The organism is Ruminococcus sp. 1001713B170207_170306_F1, from assembly GCF_015668065.1.
GTDB classification, from domain to species: Bacteria; Bacillota; Clostridia; order Lachnospirales; family Lachnospiraceae; genus Blautia_A; species Blautia_A faecis.
On the sequence record NZ_JADPEX010000010.1, the window covers coordinates 34970 to 48336 of the forward strand.

General features: G+C 43.3%; 16 protein-coding genes. 13 read left to right on the top strand and 3 right to left on the bottom strand.

The features are described 5' to 3' along the window. Positions 1-2 precede the first annotated feature (2 nt). From I4V84_RS08090 to I4V84_RS08145, 12 genes are all read left to right on the top strand, one after another. Entirely contained in the window at positions 3-1241 is a 1239-nt protein-coding gene (locus I4V84_RS08090; protein WP_173717926.1) for a zinc-binding dehydrogenase, read from the top strand. 23 nt (positions 1242-1264) lie between these two features. Further along, the gene (locus I4V84_RS08095) at positions 1265-1579 is read left to right on the top strand and encodes a BMC domain-containing protein (RefSeq protein ID WP_118577774.1); all 315 of its coding nucleotides are present in this window, start codon (positions 1265-1267) and stop codon (positions 1577-1579) included. 128 nt (positions 1580-1707) lie between these two features. After that, entirely contained in the window at positions 1708-1983 is a 276-nt protein-coding gene (locus I4V84_RS08100; RefSeq protein ID WP_118577773.1) for a BMC domain-containing protein, read from the top strand. A 21-nt stretch (positions 1984-2004) separates the two neighbouring features. Then, positions 2005-2307: a BMC domain-containing protein gene (locus tag I4V84_RS08105; RefSeq protein ID WP_118577772.1), complete on the top strand. Its 303-nt coding sequence runs from the start codon at positions 2005-2007 to the stop codon at positions 2305-2307. 203 nt (positions 2308-2510) lie between these two features. After that, positions 2511-2789 carry a BMC domain-containing protein gene (locus I4V84_RS08110; protein ID WP_005427721.1) on the top strand — a complete coding sequence of 93 codons (279 nt, stop codon included), beginning with the start codon at positions 2511-2513 and terminating at the stop codon, positions 2787-2789. Positions 2790-2917: 128 nt separating this feature from the next. Beyond that, positions 2918-3562 (top strand): phosphate propanoyltransferase, encoded by a 645-nt coding sequence (locus tag I4V84_RS08115; RefSeq protein ID WP_117850748.1) that lies wholly within the window; start codon positions 2918-2920, stop codon positions 3560-3562. Between the two features lie 104 nt (positions 3563-3666). Further along, a complete protein-coding gene (locus tag I4V84_RS08120; RefSeq protein ID WP_117850917.1) occupies positions 3667-3933 on the top strand; it encodes a EutN/CcmL family microcompartment protein in 267 nt (88 codons plus the stop codon). 4 nt (positions 3934-3937) lie between these two features. After that, positions 3938-5266 (top strand): 4Fe-4S dicluster domain-containing protein, encoded by a 1329-nt coding sequence (locus tag I4V84_RS08125; RefSeq protein WP_118577771.1) that lies wholly within the window; start codon positions 3938-3940, stop codon positions 5264-5266. A 16-nt stretch (positions 5267-5282) separates the two neighbouring features. Next, positions 5283-5831 (top strand): BMC domain-containing protein, encoded by a 549-nt coding sequence (locus I4V84_RS08130; RefSeq protein ID WP_118577770.1) that lies wholly within the window; start codon positions 5283-5285, stop codon positions 5829-5831. Between the two features lie 42 nt (positions 5832-5873). Further along, complete coding sequence (locus I4V84_RS08135; protein ID WP_195590371.1) at positions 5874-6647, top strand: DeoR/GlpR family DNA-binding transcription regulator; 774 nt, start codon at positions 5874-5876, stop codon at positions 6645-6647. A gap of 47 nt (positions 6648-6694) precedes the next feature. After that, a complete protein-coding gene (locus tag I4V84_RS08140; RefSeq protein ID WP_195991570.1) occupies positions 6695-7846 on the top strand; it encodes a 1-propanol dehydrogenase PduQ in 1152 nt (383 codons plus the stop codon). Positions 7847-8038: 192 nt separating this feature from the next. After that, complete coding sequence (locus tag I4V84_RS08145) at positions 8039-9154, top strand: cob(I)yrinic acid a,c-diamide adenosyltransferase (RefSeq protein WP_195991571.1); 1116 nt, start codon at positions 8039-8041, stop codon at positions 9152-9154. 35 nt (positions 9155-9189) lie between these two features. On the opposite strand, the gene I4V84_RS08150 is transcribed toward I4V84_RS08145, so the two are convergent. The 3 genes from I4V84_RS08150 to I4V84_RS08160 form a co-directional block, all read right to left on the bottom strand. Further along, entirely contained in the window at positions 9190-9450 is a 261-nt protein-coding gene (locus I4V84_RS08150; protein ID WP_148461172.1) for a heavy-metal-associated domain-containing protein, read from the bottom strand. Between the two features lie 65 nt (positions 9451-9515). Beyond that, positions 9516-9752 carry a hypothetical protein gene (locus I4V84_RS08155; protein WP_118577765.1) on the bottom strand — a complete coding sequence of 79 codons (237 nt, stop codon included), beginning with the start codon at positions 9750-9752 and terminating at the stop codon, positions 9516-9518. Positions 9753-10329: 577 nt separating this feature from the next. Then, entirely contained in the window at positions 10330-11178 is an 849-nt protein-coding gene (locus I4V84_RS08160; protein WP_173734868.1) for an AraC family transcriptional regulator, read from the bottom strand. A gap of 194 nt (positions 11179-11372) precedes the next feature. Between I4V84_RS08160 and I4V84_RS08165 the strand changes: the two genes are divergently transcribed. Then, positions 11373-13169 (top strand): L-fucose isomerase, encoded by a 1797-nt coding sequence (locus tag I4V84_RS08165; RefSeq protein ID WP_118577763.1) that lies wholly within the window; start codon positions 11373-11375, stop codon positions 13167-13169. Positions 13170-13367: the final 198 nt, after the last annotated feature.

Below are 13367 nucleotides of genomic sequence, written 5' to 3' on the forward strand. Positions count from 1 at the left end.
AAATGGATATGAATAACGTAAATATCGAAGAAATCGTAAAACAGGTTCTTGCTGGAATGGCTGGAACAGCACCGGCAGCTTCTGCATCAGCAGCACCGGCAGCACCAGCTGCAGCACCGGCAGGCGCAATTCCGAAAACTGCACACGTTGCAGTACTTACTGAAAAAGAGCATTTTGATATTAAAGAGTACCCGATTCCGGCAATTGGCGATGACGACATCCTTGTTAAAGTAGAAGGCTGCGGCGTTTGCGGTACTGATGCTCACGAATTCAAGAGAGACCCATTCAACCTGATCCCGGTTGCACTTGGACATGAGGGAACTGGTGAGATCGTTGCCATGGGTAAAAATGTTAAGACTGATACAGCTGGAAAGCCGGTTAAGATCGGTGACAAAGTCGTTACCTGTATGATCTTCAAGGATGATCCTGAAATCACAATGTTCGACTTAAACAAGAAAAACGTTGGAGGAGCTGACGTATACGGACTTCTTCCAGATGATGACATTCATCTTAACGGATGGTTCTCTGATTACATCTTTATCAGAGGTGGAGAGTTTGGAAGCACATTCTTCAACGTAAGTGATCTTGATCTGGACTCCCGTATCCTGATCGAGCCATGTGCAGTTCTTGTACATGCAGTTGAGAGAGCAAAAACAACTGGTATCCTTCGTTTCAACAGCAGAGTTGTTGTACAGGGATGCGGACCAATCGGTCTGATCTGTATTGCAGTTCTTCGTACCATGGGTATCGAGAACATCTGTGCTGTAGATGGAAATCAGCAGCGTCTTGATTTCGCTAAGAGAATGGGCGCTACCATGAGTGTAAACTTCATGGAGCACAAAGGAATCGAAGCACTTTCTGAAGCTGTTAAAGATCAGTTTGGCGGACATCTTGCAGACTTTGCATTCCAGTGTACAGGATCACCTGTTGCTCATGCAAACATCTACAAATTCATCCGTAACGGCGGTGGCCTTTGCGAGCTTGGTTTCTTCATCAATGGTGGAGATGCTACAATCAACCCGCACTTTGACATCTGCTCCAAAGAGATCACAATCGTAGGCTCCTGGGTATACACCTTAAGAGATTACGTTACAACATTTGATTTCCTTAAGAGAGCAAATGCAATCGGACTTCCAATGTCTGAGCTGATCACAGACAAGTATCCGCTTGAGGAGATCAATGAAGCATTAAAGAAGAACCTTGCAATGACCGGTCTTAAGATCGCAGTTGTAAATAAATAATTGCCGGATAAAGGAGAATCAAGATGGCAGAAGCTGTAGGAATCTTGGAGGTGTTCGGACTGGCAACAGCGTTTGTGGCGGCCGACGCCGGCTGCAAGGCAGCAAATGTCCATCTGGAGGTTTTTGATAAAAATAAACCTGCAAATGCGGACAGTCTGCCGGTACCGCTCCTTGTCTGCATCAAGTTCCGCGGAAGCGTTTCTGATGTAACAGAGGCTGTGGAAGCTGGAATCAGAGTAGCAGAGAGTATGACCGGTGTGGTACAGCACTACGTAATACCAAATCCGGAACCCGGTACACAAAAAATGCTGAAAATCAGCGCACTGGATAAGGATTAATGATTGCTAACCAGTGAATTTAAGTCTATAATAAAAATGAACAAAGTCATGCGGAGCATGGCAGGTACCTCACAGCAAGTACGCTGGAGCGTACTTGAAAAGTCGAGATATATCAGGAGGAATTCATCATGGCACAGGAAGCTTTAGGAATGGTAGAAACCAGAGGACTTACAGCTGCAATTGAGGCAGCAGATGCAATGACAAAAGCAGCAGAGGTTACACTGGTTGGTACAGAGAAAATCGGATCCGGTCTTGTAACTGTTATGGTTCGCGGTGATGTTGGAGCTGTTAAGGCAGCAGTTGAGAGTGGAAGCGCAGCAGCATCCAGACTTGGAGAGCTTGTAGCTACACACGTAATCCCAAGACCTCATACAGATGTGGAGAAAATCCTTCCAAGCATCTAATGAACTATAAGGAGTTCGCTCATGAGTAAATCATATGGTTTTATTGAAATCACAGGTGTTGTAGCGGCCATGGATGCCCTGGACATTATGTGTAAAACGGCAGACGTTGAGCTGGCGTCATGGGAGCGTAAGCTGGGCGGACGACTGGTGACCATTATTGTACAAGGCGATGTGGCAGCTGTTACAGAAGCTGTGGAAGCGGCAGCAACAAATGCCATCAAGAAACCGGCAAGCTATGCAGTAATTGCCAATCCCCATGAGGAAATCGTCAAAATGGTGGAGCTTAGCGCAAGTCGATGGAGAAAGAAAAAGGGGGATGAATAATGGCTGACGAAGAAAAGAAAGAGACAGCGAAAAAAACAGCCCCTAAAAAGGCAGCCGCTCCGAGAAGAACGGCCAGAACAACCAGAGCAAAAGCAGCAGAAGTAAAGGCCGAAGAGCCGAAGACCACTGCAGCTGACAAAGAGATTACAGAAACCAAACATACAGAAGCTGAGAAACCAGCAATTCATAAGGAGGAAAAAATCATGACACAGGAAGCATTAGGAATGGTAGAAACCAGAGGACTTACAGCAGCTATCGAGGCAGCTGACCAGATGTGCAAAGCAGCTAACGTTGCATTAGTTGGAACAGAGAAGATCGGATCCGGTCTTGTAACTGTTATGGTTCGTGGAGATGTTGGAGCAGTTAAATCTGCAGTAGAGAGCGGAAGCGCAGCAGCATCCAGACTTGGAGAGCTTGTAGCTACACACGTAATTCCGAGACCTCATACAGATGTTGAGAAAATCCTTCCAGTTCTGAAATAATATAAAAGTCCCAGATAGCAGCCATGAATGAGCTGTGCTTGCATGAGCGAATTCATGGATGCTCCTTACTTTTATAATGTCTGCTATGGCAGACATTACCGAATTTCAGGAAGAAAGCAGGTGTACTTTTGGAAACCAATAATGTTGAGCTGATTACCAGAATGGTACTGGATGCTCTCAATAAAAAAGAAGAAAAAGGCAATGGCTTCATGGTGCCCATCGGAGTTTCCGCAAGACATATCCACCTGACGCAGGAACATGTTGAAGCTTTATTTGGACCAGGATATCAGCTCACCAAGAAGAAAGAGCTGATGGGCGGACAGTTTGCCTCCAATGAGACAGTAACTATCGTTGGACTGAAGCTCCGTGCAATTGAGAATGTACGTATTCTCGGACCGGTCCGCAAGGCTTCACAGGTTGAAGTATCAGCTACAGACGCAATCAAGCTTGGTATGAAAGTACCGGTGCGTGAGTCTGGAGATGTTAAGGGAAGTGCTCCTATTGCAATTGTCGGACCGAAAGGTGCGATTTATCTGAAAGAGGGATGTATCGTAGCAATGCGTCACATTCACATGTCCCCGAAGGATGCTCAGGCAGCCGGTGTGAAGGATGGAGATATCGTATCTGTTAAAGCAGACAATGAGAGAGGAACCATTTTCAATCAGGTGAAGATCCGTGTAGACGACAGCTTTACACTGGAGATGCACATTGATACAGATGAAGCAAATGCAGCAAAAATTGCCACAGGCAATACAGTTACAATTATAAAGTAATGTTTTGGAAATCATTTCCTCATTACTAAAATAAAGTGTTCAGCCATGCTGGTTCTGAAAATGACAGATGCATGGCTGAACTGATATAAAATTTGGAGGTTCACATGATAGTTGGCAAGGTAGTAGGAAGCGTTGTTTCCACAAGAAAAAACGAAAAGCTGATCGGCAATAAGTTTATGATCGTGGAACCGGTTCATCACATGAAAGGTGACCTCAGTCAGATTGTTGCGATCGATATTATCGGTGCAGGGATCGGAGAATATGTATTGGTGGCACAAGGAAGCGCGGCAAGAATTGGCTGCGGCGTAGAAACAGCACCGGTAGATGCCGCCATTGTAGGTATCGTTGATGACGGTGCAGGATTGGAGTAACGCCATGGATATCAAAGAATTACAGAATATTATACAGGAGAATGGTGTAGTTGGTGCCGGCGGTGCAGGATTCCCTACATACATGAAGCTGACAGATAAAGCAAATACCATTCTTATGAACTGTGCAGAGTGCGAACCTTTACTGAAATTACACAGACAGTTATTAGAGAAGCACGCTTACGAAATAATGAAAACCTTCCATATGGTTCAGGAAACAGTTGGAGCTTCTGAGGCCATTATTGGAATCAAAAAATCTTATGTTCAGACAGTAAATGCTCTGAAACAGCATATCGAAGAGTTCCCGGGAATGCGCATCCACCTTCTGGATGAAGTGTATCCGATGGGAGATGAGGTTGTACTGATCTACGAAGCAACTGGTAGAGTTGTAAGACCTGGCGGACTTCCTATTGAGCAGGGAGTTGCTGTGTTTAACGTAGAGACATTGTATAATATATACCAGGCAGTAGAGAAAAAAGAGCCTGTAACAGCCAAATATGTGTCTGTTGTAGCTGAGGTAAATCATCCGGTAACTGTAAAAGTACCTCTTGGATGTACTATGGATGATGTTGTTGCCCAGGCAGGCGGAACTACTGTAAAAGACCCGGTTTACTTTATTGGTGGACCGATGATGGGAAGAATCGGAAAAGGTTCTGACCCTGTGACGAAGACAACAAATGCGATTCTGGTTCTGCCAAAAGACCATTTAATCGTACAGAAGAAGATGCGGACTTCTGCTATAGATTTAAAACGTGCAGCATCTATTTGCTGCCAGTGTAATACTTGTACAGATCTTTGCCCACGTAACAATCTGGGACATCCGATTGATCCAGCCCGCTTCATGCGTGCAGCTTCCAATCAGGATTTCAGAGATGTTAATCCATACATCAATGCAAGCTTCTGCAGCTCCTGTGGCGTTTGTGAGATGTATGCATGTCCTCAGAGCCTTGCTCCAAGAACACTTCTTGCAGACATGAAGGGCGGACTTCGTAAGGCAGGTATTCGTCCTCCTCAGGGAGTACAGCCAGTACCAGTTAAGGAATCCCGAGAATACCGCAAGGTTCCGGAAGAACGCCTGATGGCACGTCTTGGTCTTACAAAATATGACAAGGATGCACCGATGGACGAGACACTGGTTGATATTCCAAAGGTTAAAATTCTTCTTAGCCAGCATATCGGAGCACCTGCTCAGGCAATTGTAAAAGTTGGAGATCAGGTGACAAGAGGTCAGATGATCGCTTCTCCTGCCCAGGGCTTAAGTGTTGGTATCCATGCAACCATCTCCGGTAAAGTTACCGAGGTGACAGACCGCTGGATCGTAGTTGCAAAGAATTAGAAAGGACGTGCAGAAAATGAGTAAAGCAATCGGAATGATTGAATTCAAAACTACAGCTACCGGCGTTACTGCAGCAGATGCAATGGTTAAGACATCTGATGTAGAAATCGTTGAGGCGCAGACCGTGTGTCCGGGTAAATATATTGCAATTATTACCGGTGATCTCAGTGCGGTAAAAGCTGCCGTAGATACAGCTGTAACAACATATGAGGACAAGTGCATTGACAGTTTTGTACTGGGTAATCCGCACGAGTCTCTTTTCCCGGCTATTTATGGAACTACTCAGGTTGAGGAGATCAGTGCGCTGGGAATTCTTGAAACATATGATGCAGCTTCCATTATTGAGGCTGCAGATCAGGCTGCAAAGACTGCAATTGTAGATCTTATCGAGCTTCGTATTGCAAAAGGTATGTGCGGAAAATCTTACATGATGATCACTGGTGAGGTTTCTGCTGTATCCGCATCAATCGACAGAGCGAAAGAGCTTGTTGCTGAAAAAGGCATGTATCTGGATTCCTCTGTTATTGCACATCCGGATAAGAGAATGATCGACAGCCTTCTGTAATTCTGGTCTGACCAATAAAATGAACGCGGAGGGGACCTGAACATGCTTGCGTTAGAGAGACGGAATCTGATCCTTGAGAAATTACAGAATGAGAAGCGCGTAGTAGTAAGTGAACTGAGCCAGTTATACGGAGTCTCTGAGGAAACCATCCGACGGGATCTGGACAAGCTGGAGAAGGAAGGGCTTGCCATTAAAAGCTATGGCGGAGCTGTGATCAATGAAGATGTGAGCATTGATCTCCCTTTTAATGTGCGCAAGAATCAGAATGTAGTTGGGAAACAGAAGATGGCGGAAATTGTAGCCTCTCTTGTGCATGACGGGGAACATCTGCTTCTGGACGCCAGCACTACTGCAGTGTTTGTGGCAAAGGCATTAAAAGAGAAGGAGCGTCTGACTGTGATCACCAATTCCATGGAGATCCTTCTGGAACTGGCAGATGTGTCAGGATGGAATATTATTTCCACAGGTGGGATGATGAAGGAAGGCTATCTGGCTTTCCTTGGATCCCGGACAGAAGAAGTCATTCGCTCTTATTTTGTAGATACCGTTATTTTTTCCTGTAAGGCTCTTGATGAGAACTGGGGAGTAATGGAATCACAGGAAGCTTTTGGAACAGCAAAGAGAGCAATGCTGGATTCAGGACGCAGGAAGATCCTGGTTGTGGATAATACGAAATTTGACCAGACCGCATTTTCCGTTGCCGGAAGATTGCGGGATGTTGATATCGTCGTGACAGATGCGAAGCCTTCTGAAAAATGGCTGAAGCTTTTTAAAGAAGAGGGCGTGGAGTGCAGATATCCGGAATCTGTCCGATAGAAGCTTTCTGCTTACAAAAGAAAGCTGCAATAAAGGAGCATTGAATTATGAAAACTTTTGAAATGAAAACAGTCATCCATTTTGGTGACAATGCCCTGGATAGACTGGCAGAACTGCCATACAAAAAAGTTCTGGTGATCACAGATCCATTCATCGCAAAAGGGAAAATGATCGAGCTGATCACAGACCCATTGAGACGCGGTGGCAAGGAGTTTGAAGTATTCAGTGATGTTGTGCCGGATGCACCGGTAGGAAAAATCGCAGAAGGTGTAAAGAAGTTCCTGGAGTATCAGCCGGAGGTTGTAGTAGCTGTCGGAGGTGGCTCTGCAATTGACTCATCCAAGGCAATCCGTGAGTTTGCCTTGAAAATCAATAACTACGGAAAGGTAGGTCTTATTGCAATTCCTACTACCAGTGGTACCGGATCTGAAGTTACTTCTTTTGCAGTTGTAAATGATACAGACAATCATGTGAAGTATCCGCTTATCTCAGAAAGCCTTACAGCTGATGAGGCAATTCTGGACGCAGAACTTGTAAAGAGTGTTCCGCCTTCCATCACAGCAGATACAGGTATGGATGTGCTGACTCATGCGATTGAGTCATATGTAAGTATCAATCACAATGAATTTTCATCTGCTCTTGCAGAAAAGTCAATTGAAATCTGCGGAGTCTTCCTGTTAAGAGCGTACCTTGATGGTAATGATATGCATGCCCGTCAGAAAATGCATGTAGCTTCCTGTCTTGCCGGACTTTCTTTTAATACAGCCGGACTTGGAATTACACATAGTATGGCTCATCAGCTTGGTGCTATTTTCCATATTCCGCATGGACGTGCCAATGCTATGTTGCTTCCACACATTGTGGAATTTAATGCGAACATTAATAAGCACAGTAAGAGCCAAAAAGAATATCTTCCAGCTGTAAAGAGATATGCAAATATTGCCCATATTCTTGGACTTAGCAATTATAATAAAGTTATGTCTGTAAGATCTCTTGTAAACTGGATTCAGTTTATGCAAAAAGAGATGAATATTCCGCTTACCATTCAGGAAATCGGAACAATTTCACCAGATGAATATTTTGGTGCAATTGACAAGATGGCAGACCTTGCTCTTGCAGACGCCTGCACAACGGCGAATCCAAGAGTTCCTAAAAAGGAAGATATTGTGAAGATCTACAAGAAATTGTGGTCATTTTAATGAATATAAGAGGCTTTGGACAGAATCAGTGATGATTTGTCCAAAGTCTGTTTATAACTAATATAGTGAATGTAAGATAATGTGGATCAATGTTTATTATTTATATAAAAGATGATATTGTCAGATATTCAGTGTGTTAGTGCAAAACAAATTTTATTTTGCCGGACAGGTGAAATGTTAGGGGAGAGCCATATGAGTATTTATACGAAAAATGGTGACAAGGGAACTACTAATCTTGTCCATACGAAAAATGTTTCTAAATCTGATGACAGAATTCAGCTTGAAGGAACTATAGATGAACTTTCCAGTCATATCGGTGTTTTAAAAACAATGATCGAAGACGGAGAAATCCTTCGTTTTCTGGAAAAAATCCAGGAAAACCTGATGAAAATCGCTGATGGAGTGGCTGATCCCTATAACAGAGATTATAAGATAAATGATGATAAGACAGAGCTTCTGGAAGAGGAAATTGATCGTCTGGAGGAATTGTTTAATTTACCCAAAGAGTCTTCTTTGCCAGGTACCTGCCGTCTGTCTGCAGAGATTGATGTAACTCGGGCTGTGGCCAGAAGAGCGGAGCGTGATCTTGCCGCTGTAAGTGTAAAGTTTGGTTCTGACACAGGAAGCAAGAAATATATGAACCGTCTGGCAGACTATCTGTATGTGCTTGCACGCTATGAAGAAGCGGAGGCAGCAGGTCAGAAGACGGGAACGTCAAAGCTTGTAGAAACTGACGCATCTTCTGAAAATACGGAACTACATGCAAGTGGAACTGAGAAAGTGGCAGGAGGAAGTGTGAGCGTGGATACGAAAGTTGAAAATTCTCTCATATCTGGTACCTCTGATTCTGTAGACGAAGCTGTAATTCAGGCAGTACTGCGCCGCATGGGTATGCAGAATAAGATTACACTGGATGGAGCGAAGAAACTGATCGGGAAAATCGAACAGGAAGCCCTTCGCCGCGGTAAGAAAGCGGTGATTGCAGTTTGTGGTCCGGAAGGAAATCCAATTGCCGTTCATGTAATGGACGGAGCATTTCTGGTAAGCTTTGATGTCGCTTTGAAAAAAGCTTATACTTCTGTTGCGGTGAAGATGTCCACCATGGAATTATCTAAACTGGCTCAGCCGGGCGGAACCTTTTATGGCGTAGATAAGATGGATGGTGGAAAAATCGTGATTTTCGGAGGCGGCGTGCCGCTGAAATCCGGAGATACGATTATCGGAGGTCTTGGTATAAGCGGAGGCACAGGAGAGGAAGATCACAGCCTGGCAGAATATGCATTGTCCGTATTACCGGAAATATTGTAGTTGGAATATAGTACAAGGATTATGACAGGGAAAGGCTATTTCTTTAGGAAAGAGAAAAAGCCTTTCTTTTTTTCGTATGGAGCTTTTGAGACAGAAAGCAGTTTATAACCCGTTTTATCAATAGTCTCTTTCAGTTTTGCTTCATCAAGATCATTTTCTGTAAGGATAACCGTCTCTCCTTTTGTATGGGACGAGGTGACTTTTTTTACAGAAAAGTTATTACGAATACTTTCGTTAATGTGGGATTCACACATTCCACACATCATTCCGTCTATTTTTAATGTAATCTGCTGCATAATTTAATCTCCCTTTTTTAATAGATTTGCCATAAATGTCCTGGCGGTATGTTTTCAAACACGCTCTAAGCTGTGTAATCAAATTTCACAAAGGACAGCTCGCAGTTTGCAATACGGCTGCAGATATTTACTGCTGAATACATTACCACGGAAAATTCTCCGTCAATAGTATCCACATGAAGATAACGTCCGTCAGCGGAGATTCTGGCGTGTTTCACATCGCCTCGCTCTGTCAGTTCTTTTATGATTTCATTTGCCAGGTCTTCCGTAACAGTTTTTGATAAATGATAACATCTTCCCATGATTCAACAGCTTCCTTTCGTCATACTTATGTTAGTTGCTTCTAATTGAAAATATTATAGCACGTTTCAGAAAAAAGAAAACTTCAGTTACAGATAAAATTTATCATTTAAGTGTCGAATTATGTGAGAATTTTACGACCGAATTTCGTTGTAATGGCAACCGGCTTTTGTTAGAATAAAAGAAACGAAAGAGAAAAACAATTTCTGATTTTCTGCGGCGTTCTGCAGCAGTATGTGCGGACAGTTTTCTGCCATGGGCTAATCTGCCTGATCAGCAGCAATTCCATCATCCGGTTACTTGAAAACCTGCTACATAAGGGTCCTGGAATAAGAGACCATTCTGGAAAAATGGCATATATAGCGAAAACAAGAATAAGCTATGGCTTTTTTCGAGTCTTAACAGCAAAAGAAAACGCATAAAATGCGTCAACGTAGCCTGTAAAAAATACAGGAATGATTCTCTGTCGTTTTTCTTACGACGAAAAAAATCACATCTTTAGCATATCTGAGAAATAAGAGAAAAAGAAGTCAATTCTTTTTTTGTGGGCGGGCATCCGGCCAATGCTCGCCCTCCTAATCAGCTTTTCTTATATTTTCCTGGTGTAGTTCCTTTGTATTTTTTAAATGTACGTATAAAATAGCTCAGATCATTAAATCCATTTCGATATGCAATATCTGTAATAGAATCATCGGTTGTGGAGATTTCATAGCAGGCTCTCTCAATGCGCTGCCTGTTCAGATAATCCATGGGAGTCTGATGGGTCATTTCGGAGAAAAAACGGCAAAAGTATTTGGGTGACATGGATACGGAGGCCGAAAGCTGTTTTAGTGTCAGAGCCCCCGTATAGTTGTGCTCAATGAAATCAAGTACCTGTTTCAGCTGTAAAATTCTCTTATAATCACGTCTTGCGCGTGTTATACTTTCAAGATAGTAATGATTACTAAAAATAATGCCGAAAAAGTGGTAAAATTGTCCAATTACAGTGAGCTCGTAGCCAGGTTCTCTTTTCCAAAGAGAATCAAAAAGACTGTTTATTGTATTGCAGATTTCTATATGCTTTGGTGTAAAATGATGATAGATCAGAATTTCCTGATGAATAATCTTCTGCATATATCCTGCACAAACAGAATTATTTTTGAGGAAAACATTTCCGTCGAAAACAATGCACTGATAAAGACAATTATCAGGAATTCCACTGTGAAGAATTCCACTATGTACAAAAATGATGTCTCCAGCTGTTGCAATGAAACTTTTTTCGTCTAAAGTGACAGTGAGAGAGCCCTCAAGAATACGAATGATTTCATATTCTACATGCCAGTGATAGGACATTACATAGCGCGGATGAGCCTGATCAATATGATGAAATTCAAAAGGAAAATCATATGTTCCCCTTAAACGGTCTTCATTATGGTCCAGATCCTGCAAAATAAATTCCTCCTTAAGTTAATTTGATGGATTTTTTACAAAATGATCAAAAAAGTGAATATTGTACTATTTTTTGCCATTATATCACAAGTAATTACGGTTTGGCAATTGTATACTATGAACTATAGGAAACAGGGAGGTTTTTTAGTGAAACCTCTTAAAAAAGAATATATTTATTATGGAGGTAATGAATCATGGCAAAGAGCAGATTAGTAGGCAGCTATCCGGTTATCGGTATCAGACCAACAATCGACGGACGTAGAGGAGCACTCGATGTCAGAGGATCTCTTGAAGAGCAGACAATGAATATGGCTAAATCCGCTGCGAAACTTTTTGAAGAAAACCTGAGATATTCCAACGGTGAGCCTGTTAAAGTTGTTATCGCTGATACAACAATCGGACGTGTAGGTGAAAGTGCTGCATGTGCTGACAAATTCCGTAAAGAAGGCGTAGACATCACACTTACTGTTACACCGTGCTGGTGCTATGGCGCAGAGACAATGGATATGGATCCTCAGACAATCAAAGCTGTATGGGGCTTCAACGGAACAGAAAGACCAGGAGCAGTTTACCTTGCATCCGTTCTTGCTACACATGCACAGAAAGGTCTTCCGGCATTCGGTATCTATGGACATGATGTTCAGGAAGCTGATGACACATCTATCCCGGCAGACGTTGAAGAGAAATTACTCAGATTCGGACGTGCAGCAGTTGCAGCTGCTTCCATGAGAGGCAAATCCTATCTGCAGATCGGTTCCGTTACAATGGGTATCGGCGGATCTATCATTGATTCCGATTTCATCGAATCCTATCTTGGAATGCGTGTTGAATCCGTTGATGAGGTAGAAATCATCCGTCGTATGACAGAAGGCATCTACGATCACGCAGAATTTGAGAAAGCTCTCAAATGGGCGAAAGAGACCTGTAAGATTGGTTGGGACAAGAACCCTGAAGAACTGCAGTTCTCCCCAGAGAAGAAAGAAGAGCAGTTTGAGTTCGTAGTTAAAATGGCAGTTATCATCAAAGAGCTGATGAACGGCTGCGATAACCTTGATCCTGCATTCTCCGAGGAAGCAATCGGACACAACGCTCTGGCAGCTGGTTTCCAGGGACAGAGACAGTGGACAGATTTCTATCCAAACGGTGACTTTGCAGAAGCTATGCTGAACACATCCTTCGACTGGAACGGAGCTCGTGAGCCATACATCCTCGCTACAGAGAATGACGTTCTCAACGGACTTGGAATGATGTTCATGAAACTTCTTACAAACAGAGCTCAGATCTTCGCTGATGTTCGTACATACTGGAGCCCAGAGGCTGTTAAGAAAGCTACAGGATATGACCTTGAAGGCGTAGCTAAAGAAGCTGGCGGATTCCTTCACCTGATCAACTCCGGTGCTGCTTGCCTTGACGCTAACGGCGAAGCTAAAGATGAAAACGGCAATGCTGTTATGAAACAGTGGTGGGATATCACAGAAGAAGACCAGAAAGCTATCATGGAAAACACTGAATGGTGTATGGCTGACAACGGATACTTCCGTGGAGGCGGATACTCCAGCCGTTATGAAACAAAAGCTCAGATGCCTGCAACAATGATCCGTTTGAACCTTGTTAAAGGACTTGGACCGGTTCTGCAGATTGCTGAAGGATGGACAGTTGCTCTTCCAGCAGAAGTATCTGACAAACTTTGGAAACGTACAGACTACACATGGCCATGTACATGGTTTGCTCCAAGATGCGATGGCAAAGAGGGACCGTTCAAGACAGCTTATGATGTAATGAACAACTGGGGAGCTAACCACGGTGCTATCTCCTACGGACATATCGGAGCTGACCTGATCACAATGTGCTCTATGCTTCGTATCCCGGTATCCATGCATAACGTTCCGGAGAAAGATATCTATCGTCCGGCAGCTTGGAATGCATTTGGAATGGATAAAGAAGGTGCAGATTTCAGAGCTTGCAAGAACTATGGACCTCTTTATAAATAATTAGCTTTTTATAATTTAACTGCTTTCTTTCACTCCCCCAGGACAATGAAGGAAAGCTGAGAGAGCGGGACTTTTGTCTCGCTCTTTTATTGTCTGGGGCTCTTTATCGGACATACATTCGCATGATTTCACGCCCGGATTCCCGATTTTTCTGTGAAATTGTTTATAAAAACACCTCGCGGAACATTACCGGTGAAT

Coding starts and splice junctions, on each gene's coding strand:
- I4V84_RS08135 (WP_195590371.1), top strand. CDS start 5,874: ATGCTTGCGTTAGAGAGACGGAATCTGATCCTTGAGAAATTACAGAAT.
- I4V84_RS08110 (WP_005427721.1), top strand. CDS start 2,511: ATGACACAGGAAGCATTAGGAATGGTAGAAACCAGAGGACTTACAGCA.
- I4V84_RS08155 (WP_118577765.1), bottom strand. CDS start 9,752: ATGGGAAGATGTTATCATTTATCAAAAACTGTTACGGAAGACCTGGCA.
- I4V84_RS08095 (WP_118577774.1), top strand. CDS start 1,265: ATGGCAGAAGCTGTAGGAATCTTGGAGGTGTTCGGACTGGCAACAGCG.
- I4V84_RS08105 (WP_118577772.1), top strand. CDS start 2,005: ATGAGTAAATCATATGGTTTTATTGAAATCACAGGTGTTGTAGCGGCC.
- I4V84_RS08165 (WP_118577763.1), top strand. CDS start 11,373: ATGGCAAAGAGCAGATTAGTAGGCAGCTATCCGGTTATCGGTATCAGA.
- I4V84_RS08150 (WP_148461172.1), bottom strand. CDS start 9,450: ATGCAGCAGATTACATTAAAAATAGACGGAATGATGTGTGGAATGTGT.
- I4V84_RS08130 (WP_118577770.1), top strand. CDS start 5,283: ATGAGTAAAGCAATCGGAATGATTGAATTCAAAACTACAGCTACCGGC.
- I4V84_RS08125 (WP_118577771.1), top strand. CDS start 3,938: ATGGATATCAAAGAATTACAGAATATTATACAGGAGAATGGTGTAGTT.
- I4V84_RS08090 (WP_173717926.1), top strand. CDS start 3: ATGGATATGAATAACGTAAATATCGAAGAAATCGTAAAACAGGTTCTT.
- I4V84_RS08100 (WP_118577773.1), top strand. CDS start 1,708: ATGGCACAGGAAGCTTTAGGAATGGTAGAAACCAGAGGACTTACAGCT.
- I4V84_RS08140 (WP_195991570.1), top strand. CDS start 6,695: ATGAAAACTTTTGAAATGAAAACAGTCATCCATTTTGGTGACAATGCC.
- I4V84_RS08145 (WP_195991571.1), top strand. CDS start 8,039: ATGAGTATTTATACGAAAAATGGTGACAAGGGAACTACTAATCTTGTC.
- I4V84_RS08120 (WP_117850917.1), top strand. CDS start 3,667: ATGATAGTTGGCAAGGTAGTAGGAAGCGTTGTTTCCACAAGAAAAAAC.